The organism is Acidovorax sp. FG42 (assembly GCF_057809195.1).
In genome coordinates this window covers 1-20,824 of the sequence record NZ_JBMDJM010000008.1, presented here as the reverse complement: position 1 = coordinate 20,824, position 20,824 = coordinate 1, and the positions used below count along the sequence as shown (strand labels likewise).

15 protein-coding genes are annotated in these 20,824 nt (G+C 65.9%); 5 read left to right on the top strand and 10 right to left on the bottom strand.

The features are described 5' to 3' along the window. Window positions 1-26: 26 nt before the first annotated feature. Entirely contained in the window at window positions 27-437 is a 411-nt protein-coding gene (locus ACODSM_RS10340) for a DUF2306 domain-containing protein (RefSeq protein WP_015015202.1), read from the bottom strand. 230 nt (window positions 438-667) lie between these two features. Here ACODSM_RS10340 and ACODSM_RS10335 point away from each other — a divergent pair, with 230 nt between their 5' ends. From ACODSM_RS10335 to ACODSM_RS10325, 3 genes are all read left to right on the top strand, one after another. After that, entirely contained in the window at window positions 668-1,492 is an 825-nt protein-coding gene (locus ACODSM_RS10335; protein WP_056067100.1) for an undecaprenyl-diphosphate phosphatase, read from the top strand. Between the two features lie 139 nt (window positions 1,493-1,631). Further along, complete coding sequence (locus ACODSM_RS10330) at window positions 1,632-2,396, top strand: MipA/OmpV family protein (protein ID WP_238544037.1); 765 nt, start codon at window positions 1,632-1,634, stop codon at window positions 2,394-2,396. A gap of 168 nt (window positions 2,397-2,564) precedes the next feature. Further along, complete coding sequence (locus tag ACODSM_RS10325; protein WP_422847415.1) at window positions 2,565-3,890, top strand: diguanylate cyclase domain-containing protein; 1,326 nt, start codon at window positions 2,565-2,567, stop codon at window positions 3,888-3,890. A 69-nt stretch (window positions 3,891-3,959) separates the two neighbouring features. Here the strand turns inward: ACODSM_RS10325 and ACODSM_RS10320 are convergent, their stop codons facing one another. The 8 genes from ACODSM_RS10320 to ACODSM_RS10285 form a co-directional block, all read right to left on the bottom strand. Further along, complete coding sequence (locus ACODSM_RS10320) at window positions 3,960-5,447, bottom strand: FAD-binding oxidoreductase (protein ID WP_488805195.1); 1,488 nt, start codon at window positions 5,445-5,447, stop codon at window positions 3,960-3,962. 120 nt (window positions 5,448-5,567) lie between these two features. Beyond that, window positions 5,568-7,367, bottom strand: coding sequence for a diguanylate cyclase domain-containing protein (locus tag ACODSM_RS10315; protein WP_488805194.1), 1,800 nt, complete (start codon window positions 7,365-7,367; stop codon window positions 5,568-5,570). Next, entirely contained in the window at window positions 7,364-9,157 is a 1,794-nt protein-coding gene (locus tag ACODSM_RS10310) for a diguanylate cyclase domain-containing protein (RefSeq protein ID WP_488805300.1), read from the bottom strand. Before ACODSM_RS10310 ends, ACODSM_RS10315 begins: the two co-directional genes overlap by 4 nt. A gap of 5 nt (window positions 9,158-9,162) precedes the next feature. After that, entirely contained in the window at window positions 9,163-10,917 is a 1,755-nt protein-coding gene (locus ACODSM_RS10305; protein WP_488805193.1) for a diguanylate cyclase domain-containing protein, read from the bottom strand. 38 nt (window positions 10,918-10,955) lie between these two features. Continuing rightward, a complete protein-coding gene (locus ACODSM_RS10300) occupies window positions 10,956-12,479 on the bottom strand; it encodes an oxygenase MpaB family protein (protein WP_488805192.1) in 1,524 nt (507 codons plus the stop codon). Continuing rightward, window positions 12,476-13,297: a carotenoid biosynthesis protein gene (locus tag ACODSM_RS10295; RefSeq protein ID WP_488805191.1), complete on the bottom strand. Its 822-nt coding sequence runs from the start codon at window positions 13,295-13,297 to the stop codon at window positions 12,476-12,478. Before ACODSM_RS10295 ends, ACODSM_RS10300 begins: the two co-directional genes overlap by 4 nt. A 185-nt stretch (window positions 13,298-13,482) precedes the next feature. After that, window positions 13,483-14,304 (bottom strand): alpha/beta hydrolase, encoded by an 822-nt coding sequence (locus ACODSM_RS10290; RefSeq protein ID WP_488805190.1) that lies wholly within the window; start codon window positions 14,302-14,304, stop codon window positions 13,483-13,485. An 84-nt stretch (window positions 14,305-14,388) separates the two neighbouring features. Next, window positions 14,389-15,216, bottom strand: a complete 828-nt coding sequence (locus ACODSM_RS10285; RefSeq protein ID WP_015015191.1) for a proteasome-type protease — start codon at window positions 15,214-15,216, stop codon at window positions 14,389-14,391. Between the two features lie 430 nt (window positions 15,217-15,646). Between ACODSM_RS10285 and ACODSM_RS10280 the strand changes: the two genes are divergently transcribed. Beyond that, the gene (locus ACODSM_RS10280; RefSeq protein WP_488805189.1) at window positions 15,647-16,669 is read left to right on the top strand and encodes an alpha/beta hydrolase family protein; all 1,023 of its coding nucleotides are present in this window, start codon (window positions 15,647-15,649) and stop codon (window positions 16,667-16,669) included. A 51-nt stretch (window positions 16,670-16,720) separates the two neighbouring features. Here ACODSM_RS10280 and mutS read toward each other — a convergent pair whose 3' ends face one another. Beyond that, window positions 16,721-19,339: a DNA mismatch repair protein MutS gene (gene mutS, locus ACODSM_RS10275; protein ID WP_488805188.1), complete on the bottom strand. Its 2,619-nt coding sequence runs from the start codon at window positions 19,337-19,339 to the stop codon at window positions 16,721-16,723. A gap of 200 nt (window positions 19,340-19,539) precedes the next feature. On the opposite strand from mutS, the gene ACODSM_RS10270 reads away from it, so the two are divergent. Next, window positions 19,540-20,824: PAS domain-containing protein (locus ACODSM_RS10270; RefSeq protein WP_488805187.1), on the top strand; the 1,285-nt coding region annotated here is incomplete at its 3' end.

Below are 20,824 nucleotides of genomic sequence, written 5' to 3'. Positions count from 1 at the left end.
TAAACAATGAAGGGAGGGGAGGGGGGTCAGATCAGTCCGAGTGCGGACCAGACCGTGTGGCCCAGAAAACGCCCTGGCAGCAACGTGAACACTCCGGCGACCACGCAGGCGCCGATGTAGGTGCGCTGCATCATCTTGCGGTGGCCCACGACGTTGCGGCGGGCCAGATAGACAAAGGCCATGACCAGCATCCCCAGCGTCACCGGGATCAGCAGGTGAATGAGCCCAAAGCTGCCCAGGCGGGGCCCGCCGCCGCCGGAAATGAAGAGGGCCGATACGGCTGTGGCGACCATCAGGGTCACCCAGGCGTAGCCGGCCGCGCGGTGAATACGGGGGCGCTGCGTGGCGCCTTGGCGGGCCCAGAGGGCAATGGGGCCGATGGCAACGGCCGCCAGGGCGGCGGCCATGTGGATGGCGATGACGGGTGTGATTTGCATGGCGGGGGCTCCTGGCGGGTTCGATGGGGTGGACTGTGCCGGGAGCCCCCAGAGGCAGCCAGTGCCTTGCGACGAAATGCAGCCTTCGGGCCGTGAAATGCACGGGCGTGGCGTGAGTTGCGGGCCGTTTTTGCGCTGAAAGCGGCCCGCACAGGTGACAGAAGGGCCCCGCCGCCCGTTGCGCCAGCACGCCCGGCGGATAATCCCGCTCCTATTTGCAAGGAGTGCGCGTGGACGTTGTATTGCTGGTCAAGGCCGCCATCATGGGGGTGGTCGAGGGGTTGACGGAGTTTTTGCCCATCTCTTCCACCGGGCACCTGATTCTGGCCGGGTCGCTGCTGGGGTTTGACGATGCCAAGGCCAAGGTGTTCGACATTGCCATCCAGACGGGGGCCATTTTTGCGGTGATCCTGGTGTACTGGGCCAAGATCCGCTCCACGCTGGTGGCCCTGCCCACCGAGCGCCAGGCGCAGCGGTTTGCGCTCAACGTGTTCATCGCCTTCGTGCCCGCCGTGGTGCTGGGGCTGCTGTTTGGCAAGGCCATCAAGGCGCACCTGTTCACGCCCGTGGTGGTGGCCAGCACTTTCATCATCGGTGGCTTCATCATCCTGTGGGCCGAGCGGCGGCCGCCCTCGGCCACCCGCATCCATAGCGTGGATGCGATGACGCCGCTCGATGCGATCAAGGTCGGGCTGGTGCAGTGCCTGGCGATGATTCCGGGCACGAGCCGCAGCGGGGCCACCATCATCGGCGGCATGCTGCTGGGCCTGTCGCGCCAGGCGGCCACCGATTTTTCGTTCTTCCTGGCCATTCCCACGCTGATCGGGGCGGGGGTGTACAGCCTGTACAAAGAGCGCGCGCTGCTGTCGGCGGCTGACATTCCGCTGTTTGCCACGGGGCTGGTGTTCTCCTTCCTCAGCGCCTGGTTGTGTGTGCGCTGGTTATTGCGCTACATCAGCAGCCACAGTTTTGTGCCGTTTGCCTATTACCGCATCGTGTTCGGTGTCATTGTTCTGGTGACCGCGTGGACGGGCTGGGTGCAGTGGGCCGACTGATAATCGGGCCATGCGTTTCACTACCGGTCGAGTCTCCGCTTCCTTGATTTCCTTGCGGGCGATGGTGCTCGCGGGCTTGTGTGTCAGCCCCTGGGTGGGCGCTCAGGGCTTGCCGGAGACTCCCGGCACGGACACCGCTGTGTCCGACAAGGCAGAGAGCCAGCAGGCCGCTGCTCCCAAATTCAACTACGCGATTGGCGCCATCGTGGGCAGCAGCCCCGACTATGCGGGTGGCGACGGCCGCAAGAACAGCCTGCGTCCCGCCTGGGCCATCGAGTACGGCCGGTTTCGCCTGAGCACCTCGCGCGGTAGCGCCTTCATGGGCCATGGCCTGGGGCCCCGCGAGTCCGGCGCCAGCGCCACGCTGGCGCAGAGCGACCGCTTTAGCCTGAGCGCAGCCTTGCGCATCGACAAGGGCCGCGATGGGTCGGATGCGCCCATTCTGGTGGGGCTGCCGTCGGTGCGGTCCACCCTGCGGGCGCGGATCAGCGCGGGCTATGCCATCACCGACCGCTGGGCCGTGGGCGCCGGGGTCTCGCAAGACATCCTGGGCCGTGACGGTGGCGCGCAGTGGTCCACCAGCATTGGCTACACCTGGCCCGTGACGGAGCAGACCAAGGTCAGCTTCGGGGCGGGCGCGAGCTTTGGGGACCGCACCTACCTGCGAGGCCATTTCGGGGTGCCTGCGGGCAGCAACAGCCCCTTGCCCGCGTTCGAGCCACGTGGTGGGCTTTACAGCGTCGATGCCGGGGTGGAGGTGATGACGGCGCTCAACCGTCACTGGGTGGTGCTGGGCGCGGCCCGGGTGTCGCAGCTGCAGGGCGATGCGCGCCGCAGTCCGCTGACCGTGCAGCCGGTGGGTTACTCGGTTTCGGTGGGGCTGGCTTACCGCTGCTGCCGCTAGGCCGTCCCCGGCGGCAAGGGTTGGCTGGGAGAGGGAGCGGCTGGCGAAAGTGCTAAGCTGCCGCTCACAGACAGTTACGCCCAGGCGGCCGCACCCTGTGCCATCACCCGTTCACGGTGTGTGAGGCCGCCTCTTCGCTGATCCTCTCCCCCACTGGGGTATTGCCGCATGACGCCAGAAGCGCCTGAGTTGTCCACGCACCCGGAGACCGCCCGCCAGAAGGTGTGGTCCAAGGCAGACCTGCTGGATGTGATCACCCGCAGCGCGGGCGCCACCATGGCCGTGATCGACCGCAGCCTGTCGATGATCTATGTGAACGACGAATACGCGCGCTGGTTCGGCACCGTGCCGGAGGAACTGGTCGGCAAGACGCTGGTGGAGGTGTATGGCGAGCAGGATTGCGCCCGTTTCATGCCCTTTGTGAACCGGGTGCTCAGCGGCGAGCGGGTGCAGTACCAGCGCATGCTGCGAACGCCCTATGGCTTTGACGAGTGGCGCACCATCTGCCTGACGCCCTGGCACAACCCGCAAGGCGCGATCGACGGTTTCATCACCACGGCGCTGGACGTGCACGAGCTGCAGGTCACCATGAATGCGCTGCGCGCTGCCAACCAGCGCCTGTCGTCCCACATGGAGAACAGCCCCCTGGCCGTGGTGGAGATGGACCACCAGCTGCAGCTGCTGCATTGCTCGCAGCGTGCGGTGCAACTGCTGGGCTGGCTGCATGTGGCGGGGCTGGAGGGGCGGCTGCTGACGGACCTGCTGGCCCCCGCATCGATGGACGACAGCCTGCAGCAGGCGCTGCAGCGGCTGCAGTCCGGCCAGGAGTCGCAGAACAGAGCAGAGACCTGTTTTGTTCGCAGCGATGGCACCGAGGTGCACTGTGAGTGGTTCAACTCTGCCCTGACCGACGCGGACGGCCAGGTGACCTCGATCATGGCGCTGGTGCAGGATGTGTCCGCCAAGATCCAGATCGCGCGGCAGCAGCACTACCTGGCCAACCACGACTCGCTGACCGGGTTGCTCAACCGCGCTGCTTTCCAGGGGCGGCTGGAGCAGTCGCTGCTGCATGCGCGGCACACAGACGGCTCGGTGGCGCTGTTGTTCATTGACCTCGACGGGTTCAAGCACGTGAACGACGCCGAAGGCCACCGCGCGGGCGATGAGGTGCTGCGCATCGTGGCCCAGCGCATTGCCAGCACGGTGCGTGCAGGCGACACGATGGCGCGGCTCGGGGGCGACGAGTTTCTGGTGATGCTGGACCGCGAGGTGACGCGTGAGGTCACAGATACCATCGGCCACCGCATCATCGACGCCCTGCAGCAGGGCATGAAGGTGGACGGACGCGAGCTGCGCATTGGCGCCAGCATTGGTGTGGCGGTGTACCCCCCGCTGGAGGGAGACATCGACGCGCTGATGAACCGCGCCGACCAGGCCATGTACGCAGCCAAGCGGGCAGGCAAGGGCCGCCTGCATTACGCGCAGACGTCCTGATCTACCGGGCCTCTTAGCGTGCCCCCTCGGGGCAGGTGCATCAACTCACCGCATCACCGCATTGGCGCGTTACGGCAGCCGAATGCTTTGCTGGAAGTGGAAGAAGTTGCCAGGGTCGTAGGCCGCCTTGATCCGCTGAAGCTGCGGGTAGGCGGGGCCCCAATAGGCCGAGGCAAAGTCGGTCAGCCGCGCATCCGGATAGTTCTGGTACACGTGGCCGTTCAGGAATGGCCGCACCAGCTGCATGAAGCCGTCGAGCCAGGCTTCCATCTGGGCGCGCTCCGCCGGGTTGCGCCAGAACACATCCACCACCAGGTCAGCGTCCACATTGCGATGCACAAAGGCGCTGTCGCCCACCGGGTAGCGGTTGATGGCGCCGCCGTAGGGCTCCAGGTAAGCCAGCGACCAGGGGTTGGGCGAGGTCTTGAAGTAGTCGATGATGCGCTGCCAGTCGGCGGGCGAGAGCCGGGTATTGATGTATCCGCTGGCCTTGGTTTCGGCGATGCCGTCCGGCAGGTTGTCGGGCAGGGTGTAGGGGTGGTCTTCCAGCCACACGTTCATGTCGGGGTAGGTGCCGGTCTTGTCCACCAGCAGCTGCGCGCTGGGGATGGCCATCAGCGGTGCAATGGCTGCCAGCCCGTCCTCGCGGCTGCCGCAGAACATGCCCTGCACCATGTACACGGGCACACCGTTCTGGAAGCCCAGGTTCATCATGTAGCCCAAGGCGTCGGGCGCACCGGTCTTCATGTAGCCTGCCTGCATCAGCGTGAGTACCTGGGTCGCGTGCACGGCGTCCCAGCTGATGGCCCAGGCCCACACCTGGTCCAGCCGCTGCATGCGGTAGGTCACCTGCAGCACCACGCCAAAGTTTCCGCCCGTGCCGCCACGCAGGGCCCAGTAGAGGTCGGGGTGCTCCTGCGCGCTGGCGGTGACGATGGTGCCGTTGGCCAGCGCCACACGGAAGGAGTCCACCAGATCGCTCTGGATGCCGAACGCGCGCGAGGTGTAGCCGTAACCGCCGCCTTGCACAAAACCCCCTACGCAAACGCTGCCACAGGCGCCCGTGGGCACATGCCAGCCCGTGTGGTTCATGGCGCCGTTGAAGTGATCGAAGTCGGTGCCGGGCAGCACGTGCACGCGTTCGCGCGCAGGGTCCAGCACCACGCCCTGCAGGTCGCTCAGGTCCACCACCATGCCGCTGTTGACCGAGTAGCCGGCCGTGCTGTGTCCGCCACAACGCACGGCCACCCACACGCCGTAGGTGCGGGCCACGGCCAGGCACTCCAGCACATCGTTTTCGCAGGCGCAAAAGACGATGATCTCCGGGTACGACTGGAAGGCCGGGTTTGACTCCTGCCGCGCTGCGTTGTAATCAGGGCTGGAGGGCAGCACGATGCGCCCGACGATCCGCGCCTCCAGCGCGGCCACCGCCTCCCACGTGAGCACCGGTGCGCTGGCCTGCGCCGCGCTCAATGCCGGCTGTCTTGCCGCCAAAGATAAAAAGTGCGCGACGCGTGCGTCTTTGGCGAGGCGGGCCGAACTTTTGCGATGGGCCATGGCGAGCGATCCTTCAGGAAGTTGCGAAGCCCCGGGTGTACCGGAGCCGGATCGCTTTGACCAGAGGGAAATGGCAGGCGCATGTTGTCGGCCTGCATCCGTGCCTGTGGGGCAGGGCCGTCAGGTAGAGGACAGTGCGAGGTCGCCCGTGTTGCGCCGCAGGCAGAACTTGCCGCCCTGTTTGCCGCTGTACATGGCGGCGTCGGCCAGTTTGAGCAGGCCAATCGCGTCGGTGCTGTCGTGTGGTGCGATGGCGTACCCAATGGTCAGACCAATCTCCACCTGCACGTTGTTCAGCGAAAACGGCGACCGGAACGCGTCCAGCAGCTTGTGCCCCAGCTCCTGTGCCTGTTGCAGGCTCTGCAACTGTCCGGCCATCACCACGAACTCGTCCCCGCCCAGGCGCGCCACCAGGTCGCTCTGGCGCACATGGCCCTGCAGGCGCCGTGTCACGGCCACGAGCAGTTCGTCGCCCACGTCGTGGCCGTGCTGGTCGTTGACGGGCTTGAAACCGTCCAGGTCCATCACGTACACCGCGAGCATTTTTTCGGCACTGCAACGCGAAAGCGCGGACGCGAGCGAGATGTTGAGCCCGCGCCGGTTGGGCAGGCCGGTGAGCGGGTCGGTGTGGGCCAGCGAGCGCATCACGTCGCGCTCGCGGTTGGCGTCCAGTGCCTCCAGGCGAAGGGCCTTGGTGCGCAGGCCCAGCACGCGCATGAACAGCAGCATGTCCAGCGTGGCGCCAAACTGGAAGGAGTGCAAGGTCCAGAAGTTCACCGGCACCCAGCCCTGGATCACGCCGATGACCGTGGCAGTCGCCAGAAAGTACACCAGCCAAGCGAGCAGCAGGGTGGATCCGACCGGGTCTCCCAGCCGTGCGCGGCGCACAGCCCCCGGGATTCCCATGAGCGCAGGCACCAGCCCCAGGATGCTGACGATGCCCGCGACCGCGCGGGTGCTGAGCAGGTCGAGGGCATACAGCGCGGCCAGCACCACGCACAGCACAGCGCCGCCCCGCATGCTGCGAAGCAGCCTGCTGCGGGGCCGGTCACCGGCCAGGGCCTGGCTGATGAAAAGGAAGGAGCCGCACGTGGCCGTGAGCGCGGCCAGGCTGGCGGCATGCAGCTCCACCCAGGGCATATCGCGCCACAGGTATTGGGTGCCCAGGCCAAACAGGTGCAGAGAAAACAACAGGCTGCCCGTGATGAGCAGTGCGTACTGGATGAACAGTATGTCGCGCAGATTGAGCCACTGCGCCAGGCTGTAGATCAGCAGGCACAGCGCCAGCCCTGTGAGAATGCCTTGCAGCATTTGCTCGTTCAGTGCCTTGCTGTGCCAGGTGGTGGGTTTGTTCAGAGTGATAGGGAGCACCATGGCACCCCGGGTTTCCACACGCAGCAGTAGGTCGTAGGCATGCCCTGGCAGCATGGTCAATGGCAGGGCGTGCGTGCGGCTGCGCAGCGGGCGCTGTGTGTAGGGCTGCAGGCTGCCCAGCGTGGCCTGCTGGGTGACGTGACCGTCTGTAGCCAGGTACACCTCGATGCGCTGCAGCACGGGATAGTCGATATCCAGCACCCACAGGCCATTGGATGCCACCGGCACGGTGACCGGGATGCGCACCCACACCGGTTCCGCCCGCACGCCCAGGGTGCCGCTGGTGCCGGGTGGGGTTTGAAAGCGGGCCAATTCCGCAAGAACATCATTCACGAGCAAGGTGCCGGAGGGGTCTGGCAGCACGGTGACTTCAGGCCAGGCCTCGATGGAGAGCAGGTCATCCCGCAGTTCAAGGGCGGTAGCCCGTGCATGGGTCGGGAATGATCCCTGCAGCAGGCAAAGCGCCACGATCAGGCACGCCGTGCGCCACCAGCTCTTAAGAGCCGTGCAGTACATGTTGAAGCCAATCAAACGCGTGCAGGTCATGAGCTCAGCGCCAGTTCGCCAGGATTGCGGCGTATGCAGTGCTTGCCGTTCTCCTTGCCTGCATACATGGCTGCATCCGCCAGTCGGACCAGATGCTGTGCATCGTCGCTATCCAGCGGTGCGAGTGCGTAGCCGATGGTGAGACCCACCTGAATGGACAGGTGGCCCAGCCGGAATGGCTGTTCAAACGCATGCAGCAAGGCACGCCCCAATTCATGGGCTTGCTCAGGCGTTGCCAGCTCTCGTGCCATGACGATGAATTCGTCGCCGCCCAGGCGGGCTACCAGGTCGGTGTGCTGCCGTACATTGGCCTGCAGCCGGTGGCCCACGGCCACCAGCAGGTCATCGCCCACATCGTGGCCATACGTGTCGTTAACCGGTTTGAACCCATCCAGGTCCATCAGGTAGAGGGCCACCATGCGTTGGGATTTGGCCTGTGCCAGCGCCGACTGCAGCGCCATTTGCATGCCGCGCCGGTTGCACAGTCCTGTCAGCGAGTCGGTGTAGGCGAGTGATCGCATGGTGTCGCGCTCGCGCAGCGCCTCGGCTGCCGCGTGGCGCAAGGCGGCAGAGCGCTGGCCCAGCACCCGCAGGAACAGCAGCATGTCGGCAGCCGCCCCGAGCTGGAAGGAGTGCAGCGTCCAGAAGTTGACGGGCAGCAGGCCTTGCACCAGACACACCATGGTCACTGCTGCCGTGAAGTACGCGACCCAGGCCGCGAGCAACGTGGTGCTGACGGAGTCCCCCCGACGTGCACGCGCTACGGCAATAGGCAGGCTGATGAGCGAGGGCAGGGGGCCCAACACGCTGATGATGGCGGTGGTGGTCCGGGTGTTGATCAGGTCAACCAGGAAGGCCGCGAGCAGCACGAGGCTTAGCACTGCGCCCGCCTGCATCACCCGCAGGAACCGGCTGTGGGGCATGTGGCCCATGAGCGCATGGCCCATGAAGAGGAAAGAGCCCGCAATGGCCAGCAGCCCTGCCGCCCCTGCGGCGTGGACCTCGATCCATAGCTGGTCGCTCCACAGGAATTGGGTCCCCACACCGAAGAACTGCAGCGAGAACCCGGCACTGCCCACCACCAGCATGCAGTAGTAGAGGAACAGCTTTTCGCGCTGGCTGGCCCATTGGGTAAAGCTGTAGACCACCAGGCACAGGGCCAGCCCGGCCAGCACGCCCTGGAACATCTGCTCGCGCAGAGACCGGTGCACCAGATAAGGTGCCTTGCTCAGGGTGATGGGCAGGATCATTGCGCCCGAAGTCTGTACGCGGATCAGCAGCTCATAGGGCGTGTCCGCCGCCAGGTCCAGCGTCATCGCCGGGGTGCGGCCGCGCAGCGGGCGCTCGGAGTAAGGCCGCAAATTGCCCAGCGCCGCGTGCTGAATCAGCTGGCCTTGCTTGGTGAGGTAGATATCAACTTCATTGAGCACCGCAAAGTCGATGTTCACGATCCATTCATTGCCCGACGCCACGCGCGACATCAGCGGCACCCGCAGCCAAATGGCCTCCTTGCGCACACCCAGGCTGCCGCCACGGCTCGGGGGCTCTGCAAACTCGGGCAAACGTGCCAGCGCGTCCTGCACGCCCCATTGCTGTGAAGGGTCGGCCAGTAGGGTGGCTACGGACCAGACGTTGACCGGGCGGGAGTCGGCGGGCAGCACGAGCGGGCCGGGGGCTGCGGCCCGCGCGGTGGTGGGCAGGGCCAGCACGTGCCAGATTGCCAGTAACAGCAGCCACAGCAGAGGGCGTGGGAGTGTGGGCCGACCAGGGGGCAGGGCGTTGCAATGCATCGTCGTCATGCCAGTGCTGCCGTGGCGGGGATGCGCTGCACCGAGTGCTTGCCCCGTTGTTTGCCTGCGTACATCGCGGCATCTGCATACCGCAGAAGGCCCTGCGGATCGTCGCTGTCCAGTGGCGCGAGCGCGTATCCGATGGTCAGGCCAACCTGGATACGCAAATTGCTCAGCGTGAACGGGTGCTCAAACGCCCGCAGCAGTGAGCGGCCCAAGTCCTCGGCCTGCTCGGGCGTGGCCAAGTCGCGGGCCATGATGATGAACTCGTCCCCGCCCAGCCGTGCGACCAGGTCTGTCTGGTGCCGCACATTGGCTTGGAGGCGGTGGCCCACGGCCACCAGCAGGTCGTCCCCCACATCATGGCCGTGCGCGTCGTTGATCGGCTTGAACCCATCCAGGTCCATCAGGTAGACCGCAACCAGCCGCTGGGGTGAGCAGTGGGCCAGCGCGGAGTGCAACGCGTGCTGGAGGCCGCGCCGGTTGCTCAGTCCGGTGAGCGGATCGGTGTTGGCCAGCGACTGCATCAGATCGCGCTCGCGCATGGCCTCCTGGGCCTGAATCTGGGCCGCCCGGGCGCGCAGGCCCAGCACGCGGAAGAACAGCAGCATGTCCAGGGTGGCGCCGATCTGGAACGAGTGCAGTGTCCAGAAGTTGGCAGATACCCAGCCCTGCACCAGGCACACCATCACACCGGCAGCGATGCCAAAGGCGATCCAGGCCACCAGCAAGGTGGCGCCAATGGGGTCTTTCTGCCGCACGCGCGCCAGAGCTGCTGGAAGGCTGATGAACGAGGGCAGTGCGCCCGCAAGACTCATGAACGCAATCGCAAACGGCACAGTCAACCAGCCCAGCACCAAGGCAATGCAGGCCGCTGCCGTGATGCCTGCACCCACCCGCATGGTGCGCGCATACCGGCTGTTGGGGTTGTCTCCAGCCAGTGTGTGGCCGAGAAAGAGGAACGACCCGGTCAGCGCCATCAGCCCGGCTGCTGGGCCGGAGTACCGGTCCATCCAAGGGTTGTTGGGCCACAGATACTGCGGGCCAATACCAAAGAACTGCAGCGAAAAGCCCGCACTGCCCAGCACGACCAGTGCATAAAAGCCGAACATGCGGTCACGCTGCGTGACCCACTGGATCAGGCTGTACGCAAGCAGACAAAAAGCCAGTCCGTTGAGGAGCCCTTGAAGGATCTGCTCACCCAAGGCGTGGCGCAGGTGAACGGGCATTTCGCTGACCGTGATGGGCAGAATCAGCGGACCCGTGGCCTGCACGCGTACCAGCAGGTCGTACTGTTGTCCGGGCTGCAGTTCGAAGGCCATGGCGGGCGTTCGGCCTGCCAGCTGCGCTGGATCGGATTGGCGTGCGCGGGCCTGCTGCAGCACCTTGCCTCCCTGGGCCAGATACAGGTCGGCCCTCAGCGAGCTGTAGCCGAGGTTGACAACCCAGGACGTGCGCTGCGCCTCGCGCGCAACGACGGGAATGTGCAGCCACATGGCCGCCTTGTGCACTCCCAGCGAGTTGCCAGGGCGCGCCGGCGGTTTGAAATCGCCCAGGCGGTTCAACATGTCCTCGACCGAGAGCTGGTAGGTGGGGTCGGCCTGGAGAGTGATGGCTTCCCAGGCGTCCACCTCCGGCCTGTCGTGCGTGAGCACCAAGGGCTCGCCTGCCTGCACTTGCCCGGGCAACGCGGTGAGCACCAGCAGGCACAGCACCATGCTCGCCACGCCGCAACCCGCACGCCAAAGGCGGGCCAGCATCGGGAGGTTGCGCAACGCGGGAGGCATGGGTGATGGCGCTATGGCGTGGTGGCTTGAGGTGCCTGGCCTGCTGCACCTGCTTGTGTGGACTGGGCCTTGCTGGCGAGGCCGCGACTCCAGCTGCCGGAGGTGGTCAGCCGGTCCTCGATGCGGTTGAGCCATCCGGGGGCGTTGGGGTCGTCGCTCCAGCTGTGCACCACGGTGTCCACCTGGTTGAGCAGCTCGGTGGGCAGTTGCAGTGGGCGCGTCTGGCTCATCAGCACCCGACTCATGAAGTGGTAACCCAGGGCCCGGGTCAGCATGCGCACGATCGAAAAACGCGGCAGCAGCATGCCGACCACGGTATCGATCAAACGTGCCAGCAGGAGCACACCCCAGAACAGCAGGGTCGACAGCCAGGGTACAGGCTGGTTCAGCCCCAGGTCCTCGGCGGTCTCGCGCCCGCACAGGTAGCGGGTCATGAGCTGCGGGAAGGGTTTGACGATGCGCCAGGGCAGCGCGTTGGCCATGGTCTGCATCAGTGCCTGGCCCAACGCCGGGCGCGGGTCGGGAGTGACCGGCTCGGCGCGGCCGCGCACCTGCATGAGCGCCATCAGTGCATCGCCCTGTGCCATGGTCTCCACCATCAGGGAGCGGTCAATGCCCAGCACGTGGCCCACTACGTTCCAGGAATGCAGGTAGGCCTCCTCGTCGTGGGCGGGCAGCCCGAGACCCAGCCGGCGCAGGCTGCGCAGGAACACGTAGCCGAAGGTCAGCAGCGTGTAGGCCAGCTCTTCCTGGTTGCAAGGGAGGCCTTTGGCGGCGAGGTTCCAGCCGCGTGCATAGAGCGTCTGGTACATCATGGACCGACCGCCGCCAGCGGGGGCGACGCCAGGCACGACCAGGCCGTCTCCACCCGCCTGCCATTGCGCCATGGCATGTTCGGGGCTGCCGTGCAGGATGAGATTGCGCACCGTCGCGTGGATCAGCCGCACCTTGAGCACCTGCGCCACGCCGGCGCCGCGTTGGCTGAGGCCGCCATGCAGCATCACCGGGAAGATCATGGCGGCGGTGGAGCGGATGCGGTATTCGGTGTTCTGCTCCAGCTGGCCGGTGGTGTGCAGCACGCTCGACAGGTCCGGCACCACATAACACTCGGGCAGGCTGGCGCAGAACAGCAGGATGCACGACAGCGCACCGTGGTCCATGAAGAGTTTTTCAGCGCGCTCGATCTTGCGGGCATCAGCCCAGGGGGGGAGCACCTGCGCCGCCTGCACGTAGTGGTTCAGTGCCTCGGCCATCTCGGCAGTCACATAGCCTTTGGCGGCCTTGTCACCTTCTCCCACCTGCACCGGGCCTTCTGTTGCTTGCCAATGGGTCAACGTGGCGTTGTCGGCCCACTGGCTGAACAGCAGGTTGACCGTGTTGATGTGCGCCCACTGCGGGGCGTCGGCGGCCACGTCGCCGGGGGGCCACGGCCCCAGGATCTTGGCGATGGTCTCATCGGCCAGCGGATCGGCGTGGTGCTGCATGGGGGCCAGGTCAGCGGCTGGCAGGTGGGGGCTGGGGTGGGTTCCGGTCATGGGGCGACCTTACCCGGAGCGCGCCAGCGTTGGAAGCCCGCCAGCGCGCACAGCAGCGGAATCCCCATGGCGAAAGCGGCGATGGTCCGGATCTCCACCGGGTTGCCCAGAATCATCTGGAACACCATGCCCGCCGCGTAGATAGATAGCGGCACCATCGCATGGCGCCGCAGGAAGGGGCTGGCGGGCTGCGGCGGGCGCTGGCGCACCGACATGCGAAAGCCGAAGACGATCACAAAAGCCACAAACACCCAGCCAAAAAAGCCCTGCACGGTTTCTCCAAACCAGGCGCCATCGGTCTTGGCCATGATCCACGCCTTCAGGGTGTACACAAAGTAGGGGTCTGCGCCCAGGTCGAACGCAGTCACGATCATGGCCGCCAGAAATGACAGCATGGCGGCATTTCCCAGGCCGGGTGCTCCGTCCACCGCCGATTGCCAGACGATGAGGTTGCTGATCACATAGCCCGCATACGTCAGCGCAAACCACATCATCGGGATCACCAGTGGCACATCCAGCAAGCGGGGGCCTAGCACGTCGGTGTAGGTGTAGTGCCCGAAAAACCAGCCCCGGCTGGAGCCCATCTGTTCCGCAAACCAGCCCAGCGTGACCGCAATCAACACAAACTGCAGCGCTGCGCGGGCGCCCAGCAGGTGGGCGGCGCTGGCCCAGCAGCAGGCAAACATCAGCACCGAGGCGATGACGATGGCGATGGTGGTGTCGTTGTGGGTGCGAACGGCTGTGGCGATGACAAAAGCGGCAAGAAGCGCAAAGCTGAGCGCGGGTAAGCGCCCGGCCGTCGATGGCGGTGCAGACATGTCGGGTGTATCACGCTGTAACAATTTCGCCAGTGTAGGGGATTGGTGCGTGGTCTGTGTCCCCTGTTTCCCCTGATCCAGGGGCTCTGGCGGCTGCTTATTCGCCCCCCAACGTCTGAATTTGGTGGTAAGCAGAACCCGGCGACCCTTGCCGGGGCCTCTTTGAACAGGTCCTCGGTAGCGGCTCAGCGCTGCTGGGGAGTGAGCGCGGCCAGGTTGAGCAGGGCCGCCTCGATGGCGGCCGCTGTGGCCATTGGCTGCTCCATGGGGAACAGGTGGCTGCCGTCCAGCATCATGGTGCGGCCCTCGGTCACACGCAGCGTCATGGCCATCCCGACCTGCTTCATCTCTTCCGAGTCGCGCCCGCCGATGAAGGCGGCCGGGCACTGCAGCGGGTGCTTGCTCAGCAGCCGGCCCAGGTTGTGGGGCAGGGTGTTGTAGATGGCCGTTTCCACCGCGCGGTCGAAGCCCAGCACGCGTTTGCCGTCCTGGTCCTGCAGGCCATGGGTGATGTAATCGTGCAACACCTCGGGGTGCCAGCGGGCAAACGCCTTTTTCTTTCGGAAGTGCTCCAGCGCTTCTTCGTTGCTGGCCCAGCTGAAGCGGCGCTGGCGGCTGACGCGGCCTGGCGATATCGAGCCCACCACCTGGGTCCGCTTGGCCACGCCCACCACGTTGGCCTTCCAGCCGCCAATGAGCGGCGAGTCGATCAGCAGCACGCCGCGCACCAGCTCGGGGTGGCGCGCTGCCGCCATCACGCTGAGGAATCCGCCCAGCGAATGGCCCACCAGGAACACCCGCTGGCCCAGGCGCTGCACCTCGGGGCCGGCAAAGTCGGCCAGTTGCTGCACCAGGTGGGGCCAGTTGCTGGTCACCGGGTACTTGGGGTCGTGGCCATAGCGCTCGACCGCGCTGACTTCAAACCCCCGGGTCTTGAGGTGCTGGAACAGCACGCGGTAGGTGCTGGCCGGAAAACTGTTGGCGTGCGAGAAAACGATGGGCAGCATGGAGGTGGTGGCAGGGCAGCGGGGCCGACCGGCAAAGGCGTGTGCGGCCGGGATGCTGCGGGCGCGCAGGCCCGCAGGAGGGCGTCAGATCAGCCGGTCGGTGTGGTTGGTGATCTTCTTGAGCGGCTTGCTGCGCGAGGGGGTGACCATGATCGGCACCTCGGTGGCGCCCCCGCTCCAGGCCGGGTCTTCGATGCTGTCGAACACCTGGCGCAGCTTCTGGCCCCAGCTGTCGTGCAGCATGCGGAAGTAGGGGTTGTTCTCGTCAATGCAGATCACCTTGTCGGTGGCAAAGCGGTCGGCCTCGTACACCACCAAGTCCAGGGGCAGGCCCACAGACAGGTTGGACTTGAGCGTGCTGTCCATCGACACCAGCGCGCACTTGGCGGCCTCGTCCAGCGGGGTTTCAGGCGTCAGCACGCGGTCGAGCACGGGCTTGCCGTATTTGGATTCGCCCACCTGGAAGTACGGCGTCTCGGATGTGGCCTCGATGAAGTTGCCCGCCGAGTAGACCTGGAACAGGCGCATGCCCTCGCCCTTGATCTGGCCGCCAAATACCAGGGACACGTTGAAGTCCACACCCGAGCGCTTGAGGGCGGCGCCGTCGCGCTCGTGCACGTGGCGCACGGCAGCGCCCAGCACGCGGGCGGCATCAAACATGCTCTTGGCGTTCCAGATCGTGATGGCCTCGCCCGATTCGCTGTCCTTGATCTGCTCGGTCTGCAGGATCTCGCGCACCGACTGCGAGATGGACAGGTTGCCCGCCGACAGCAGCACCATGAAGCGGTCGCCCGTCTTCTCATAGACCATCATCTTGCGGAACGAGCTGATCTGGTCCAGCCCGGCATTGGTGCGGGAATCGGACAGGAAAACCAGCCCGGCGTTGAGTTTGATGGCGACGCAGTACGTCATGGAGCAATGGGGTTCGTTGGAGGGAGAGAACCCGCGAGTTTAGTCGCCCGCGAATCCGAGGCCTCGCGCCCCGCCAGGCGGCCAGGCAACACAGAGGCTTCAGAAACACCGGAACGAGGCGCTCGTAGCGTCTACTGGGTTGTCGTGGTCAATGCGCCGCACGACGGTGGGGGCTCCTCCTGCTTAGGAAGCAGATACAGGTCGCGCCTATGATCCAGCGCTCTACTTCCTTCCCAGAGGACATACCGTGTTGAACACCTTGATTTCCTATGGAATGCGTTGTGCTCCGACCTTCGCCCTGACGGCTGCACTGGTGGGCTGTGGTGGTGGCAGCGACAACATCGGAGGTGGCCCTAATCCTCCCGTGTCTCCCCCTGTGACCGAACGCGCCGGGCGACTTGAGTCGGCAGCATTGCTGAGTACAGTTCCCGTGACTGACATCAGTGCAGCGCTGGCCGCCAAAGAGTCTCTGGCACAAGACGTGGTACCGCGCTATGCAGTCACTTCGTACCGGCTGGACTATTTGACTACCGATGCCGATGGCCGGGAGGTGCGCGCGTCCGGCATGGTCAGCGTGCCGCAGAAGCCGGCGGGCGCTAAAAGCCCGCTGCTGAGCTACCAGCACGGCACCATATTTCGCGACGCCGAAGCCCCCAGCAACAACGCAGTGGCGTCCGAGGTGGCTGTGGTGCTGGCATCGCTCGGCTACATCGTGCTGGCACCTGACTATGTGGGGTTTGGAAGTTCCAAAGGCACGCAGCATCCGTACCTGCTGTCGGCGCCGTCCGCCGCTGCTACGCTGGATTTTTTGACCGCTGCCCGCACCTGGCGCGGCAATGCCAATGTGGCTGACAACGGACAGCTTTTTCTGACCGGATATTCGGAGGGGGGCTACGTAACGATGGCCGCGCACCGCGCCATGCAGGAGAGCGGTTCACCCCACCTGCAGCAGCTACGCATGGTGGTGCCCGGTGCGGGGCCTTACAACGTGCAGACCACCATGGACGGCTTGGTGGACTTGGTTCGGCAAGAGCAGCCCGTGCTGGGCGCGCTGATTAATCCGGGCTTTCTGCGCTACCTGGGAGGGAGTGTGCAGCGCGAGGTAAGGCGCCTGCTGCTGCGTGCCCTGATTCCTGGTGATGCTGACGTGGTTTACGACACCCGCTTCATCGATCGGTACCTGGCGGACGACACCGGTTATGTTGCCGACGTGAGCAGCGTCCACGACTGGAAACCCAACGTGCCTGTGCGCCTCTACCACGGCCGCGATGACCGCACTGTGCCATATGCGAGTTCGGTCAGCACCCTGCGTGCCATGCAGCAAAGGGGCGCTGGAGATCTGGTGAGCTTGACTGAATGCCGCGCACTACCTACGGCCGGGCACGTGCAGTGTGTGCCGCCGTTCATCACTTTTATGCTGGGGCAGTTCGCGGGCGTGGTGCAGGATTTGTGAAACCAACTGCTTGTATGCCCCCCGAGGCTGTCCCGGCGGGGCGTCCTTGGGTCAGCCCAGCATCTTCTTGAGCTGGTACAGCGCATCCAGCGCTTCACGGGGGCTCATCGCGTCGGGGTTGATGCCTGCCAGCGCGGCTTCCACCGGGCTGGCGCCCGCGCTCTCGGGCACCTCGGGCGCGGCAAAAAGGTCCACCTGCAACTCGTCCTCACCCGCGCGTTCTTCGAGCGCCGCCAGCGCATGGCGGGCGTGGTGCAGCACGGGCGAGGGCATGCCCGCCAGCTTGGCCACCTGAATCCCGTAGCTGCGGCTGGCCGGGCCGGGCTGGATCTCGTGCAGGAAGACGATGTCTGCGCCGCTCTCTGTGGCGCTCACATGCATGTTGATCGCGTGGCGCGCCTTGGCGGGTAGTTCGGTCAGCTCGAAATAGTGCGTGGCAAACAGCGTGAAGGCGCGGGTTTTGTCGTGCAGGTGCGTGGCAATGCCGCTGGCCAGCGCCAAGCCGTCGAACGTGCTGGTGCCTCGGCCGATCTCGTCCATCAGCACCAGGCTGTGGGGCGTGGCGGCGTGCAATATTTGCGCGGCCTCGGTCATCTCCAGCATGAAGGTGGACTGCGCGTTGGCCAGGTCGTCGGCCGCGCCAATGCGGGTGTGGATCGCGTCGATGGGCCCCAGGCGGCAGCTCGCGGCGGGCACGTGGCTGCCCATGCTGGCTAGCAGCACGATCAGCGCCACCTGCCGCATGTAGGTCGATTTACCGCCCATGTTGGGGCCGGTGATGACCTGCATGCGCGTGTTGGCGTTGAGCCGCGTGTGGTTGGCGATGAAGCTGCCGCTCGATGTCTCGGCCAGGCGGGCTTCGACTACGGGGTGGCGACCGCCTTCGATCTCGATGCAGGGCTCGGGCACGAACTGGGGTGCGCACCAGTTGAGGGTGAGGGATCGCTCAGCAAGCGTGCACAGCACATCGAGCGTGGCCAGCGCCTGCGCCAGGCGGGTCAGCTGCGGTATGTGGGGCTGCAGCTGGTCCAGGATCTGCTCGTACAGCCATTTCTCGCGGGCGAGGGCGCGCTCGTTGGCCGACAGGGCCTTATCTTCAAACGCCTTGAGTTCGGGCGTGATGAAGCGCTCGGCGTTTTTCAGCGTCTGGCGGCGGCGGTAGTCATCGGGCACCTTCTCGACATGGCTGCTGGTGACCTCGATGTAGAAGCCGTGCACCTTGTTGAACTGCACGCGCAGGTTGGGGATGCCGGTGCGGGCTTTCTCGCGGACTTCCAGGTCGAGCAAGAAGGCGTCGCAATTGGTCTGGATGGCGCGCAGCTCGTCCAGCTCGGTGTCAAAGCCGTTGGCGATCACGCCGCCGTCGCGCACCAGGGCGGCGGGCTCTTCGGCAATCGCGGCCTGCAGCAGGGCCATGCAACCCTCGGGCGGCTGCAGATGGCTGAAAATTTGCATCAAAAAGGGCTCTGGCGCCCGTCCATTCAGCGCAAGAAGCTCTGCTTTTTGTAGCGTCTTGCCCAGCGCGACCAGCTCGCGCGGGCGCACCTGACGCAGCGCGATGCGCGCGGTGATGCGCTCCACATCGCTCACGCCCTTGAGTTCGCTGCGCAGTGTGGACCAGGGGCCCGCACCGCCGCCTGCGCCGCCTGCGCCCCGCAAGGCGGTGGTGGCCGACAGGCGCTGGCGTGCCTCGGCGCGGTCGCGGCGGGGTTCCAGCAGCCAGGTCTTGAGCAGGCGGCTGCCCATGCCCGTCATGCAGGTGTCCAGCAGCGAGAACAGCGTGGGCGCATCGTCGCCACGCAGGGTCTTCACCAACTCCAGATTGCGGCGCGTAGTGGCGGGCAAGTCGATGAGGTCGTCGTTGCGCTGCACCTGCACGCTGTGCACGTGGGTCAGTGTGCGGCCCTGCGTGTGTTCGGCATAGGTCAGCAGCCCGGCGGCGGCGGCGTGGGCCTCGCCCAGGTCTTGCGCACCCCACGCCTGCAGGCTGGCCGCGCCCAGGTTTGCGAGCAGCTTGCGCTCGCCCAGGGCGCTGTCAAACTGCCAGTCGGGCCGCAGGCTCATCGGGCAGGTGAAGGCGCCGCCTTGGCGCAGCACCTGCAGTTGTTGCTCAAAGCGTTCGGTCACGCCCGCGCTGTAGATCAGCTCGCTGGGCGCCACGCGCGCCAGCCAGGCGCCCAGTTCGTCCAGCGCGCATTCGGCCAGGAACACGCGGCCCTGCGTCACGCTCAGCCAGGCCAGGCCGCACCGCGCGCGGGGCGCCTGGTGTACGGCCATCAGCAGCGATTCGGATTTGTCGGACAGCAGCTCGGTGTCGGTCAGCGTGCCGGGCGTGACCACGCGCACCACCTTGCGCTCCACCGGGCCCTTGCTCGCGCCCACCTCGCCCACCTGCTCGGCAATCGCCACCGACTCGCCCATCTTGATCAGGCGCGCCAGGTAGTTCTCGAGCGCGTGGAAGGGCACACCGGCCATCACCACCGGCTGGCCGCCCGACTGGCCGCGCTGCGTGAGTGTGATGTCGAGCAGGCGCGCTGCCTTTTCGGCGTCTTGCCAGAAGACTTCGTAGAAGTCGCCCATGCGATAGAACAGCAGCGTCTCGGGGTACCCGGCCTTGAGGGCCAGGTACTGCTGCATCATGGGCGTGTGGTGTTCGAGCGTGTCGGACATGCAGGGGGTGGCAGGAATGAGGCGTGGACTGTAGCAGTTCGGTCATCGGGTTTCCCCTTGGTGAATTCCACTGCGTTCTGCCAAGATGTTACGTTTTGACATACTCTTGGCTGTATGCTGGCAGCTTGACCTTGAACGGAGCCATCCTCCGTTTGCGCATTGGTGTTTCAACCCCAGGATTCAGAGGCTTCAGAGCGACCGTGATCTCGTCCGAACTGCTGACCGACCTCCTCGCCCCTGCCGGGGACGGCCTCATCGAGCCCATGGCGCAGGCGCGCCTGCAAGCGCTGGTGGATGCAGTGCCAGTGGCACTCATGGAGTTCCGTCTGCAGGACGGCCGACTGCTGCTGCTGGCCGCCAACGCCGCGGCCCGGCGCATGCCGGGGCTGGGCGCGGTGCGGCACCCTGGCGTGGACGCATCCGAGGTGTTCGACCTGCTGGCCAACACACCCTTGATGGACCGGTTGCTCGGCGTGGTGCGCGTGGGTGCACCGCTGGAATGCCGCCAGGTGGTGCGCGAGCCCGGCCGGCTGTTGCTGGCCTGGGACCTGTCGGCCCGCCGGGTGACGAACGACTGCATCGTGGTCACGGTGCGCGATGCCTCGGAGGCCGAGAATCTGCGGGTGTCGCTGGCCGCGTCCGAACGCGCGCTGGAAGAAGTGCGGCGCGAGTTGCGCGAACAGACCGATGTGTTCAACACCATGGAGAGTCTGGCGCGCACCGGCCACTGGCGGCGCATTGAAGACCCGGGCGAAACGGTGCTGCTCTGGTCGCCGGGCCTGTGCGACATCGCCGGGTTTGAGCAGCAGGAATGGGTGGACCCCGAGCGCGCGGTGAGCGGCATCCTGCCGGAAGACCGCCACGTGTTCGACAAGATTCGCGAGCGTGGGTCCGGGCTGGACGTGGAGTACCGCTGGCGGCGGCCGGATGGCGAAGTGCGCTGGATGCGCTCGCGCGTGCAACGTACGCTGCCGCGTGACGGCGTGCAGGTGGTCATGGGCGTGGTTCAGGACGTGACAGACGAGCACCGCGCTGCAGAGCAGTTGCGTGAGCAGCTGTTGTTCATCCAGCGCATTGCCAGCCGCATTCCCGGCTTCATCTACGAATACCGGCTGCATTCCGACGGCGGCACCAGCGTGCAGTACATCAGCGATGCCGTGCGCGAATTCATGGGCGTGGAGCCGCACGAGGTCACGGCCAACCATGGCGTGCTCATGCACCGCGTGGTGCCCGAAGATCTGCCATTGGTGCAGCGTTCGGCCATCATGTCGGTGCGCAAGCTGGTGCCCTGGCAGTGCGAGTACCGCGTGCGCATGCCGGACGGCAGCGTGCGCTGGCACATGACCAATGCCATTCCGCACCGCGAGGCGGATGGCTCGGTGGTGTCGCATGGGTTCACCATGGACATCACCGACCGCAAGCTGGCCGAACAAGAAATCGAACGCCTGGCCTTCTACGACGCCCTCACGGGCCTGCCCAACCGCC